The organism is Acinetobacter sp. WCHAc060006 (assembly GCF_004209135.1).
Lineage (GTDB): Bacteria > Pseudomonadota > Gammaproteobacteria > Pseudomonadales > Moraxellaceae > Acinetobacter > Acinetobacter cumulans.
This window is the reverse complement of record NZ_SGSS01000100.1, coordinates 1-716: the sequence shown is the minus strand read 5'-3', so window position 1 is coordinate 716 and position 716 is coordinate 1. Positions and strand designations below refer to the sequence as shown.

At 37.2% G+C, this 716-nt stretch carries 1 pseudogene; it reads right to left on the bottom strand.

The features are described 5' to 3' along the window. Positions 1-716: pseudogene (locus EXE29_RS17365) on the bottom strand (IS4-like element ISAba1 family transposase); the annotation flags it as partial.

Sequence of the window (716 nt, the reverse complement as noted above, 5' to 3'; positions counted from 1 at the left end):
GCTTTTTTTTGATCATGTTGCCATTCACCCGTTAAGTAACACCAACAGAAGCTTATAGCTAACACCGCAATCAATTTTTTCACTCGTCTAGGGTCTGTCAAGCGCGTATTTTCAAGATTAAACCCGCGTCCTTTGAGACAACTGAATAAGGTTTCAATTTCCCAGCGTAATGCATAATCCTGAATAGCATTGGCATTAAACTGAGGAGAAACGACGAGTAAAAGCTCTCCATTTTCTAACTGTAGTGCACTTATATATAGTTTCACCCGACCAACCAAAATCCGTCGTTTACGACATTCAATTTGACCAACTTTAAGATGGCGAAATAAATCACTAATTTTATGATTCTTTCCTAAATGATTGGTGACAATGAAGTTTTTTTAACACGAATGCAGAAGTTGATGTCTTGTTCAATTAACCATGTAAACCACTGCTCACCGATAAACTCTCTGTCTGCGAACACATTCACAATACGGTCTTTACCAAAAATGGCTATAAAGCGTTGAATCAAAGCAATGCGCTCTTTCGTATCTGAATTTCCACGTTTATTAAGCAATGTCCAAAGGATAGGTATCGCTATTCCACGATAAACGATTGCGAGCATCAGGATATTAATATTTCGTTTTCCCCATTTCCAATTGGTTCTATCTAAAGTCAGTTGCACTTGGTCGAATGAAAACATATTGAAAATCAACTGAGAAATTTGACGATAATCA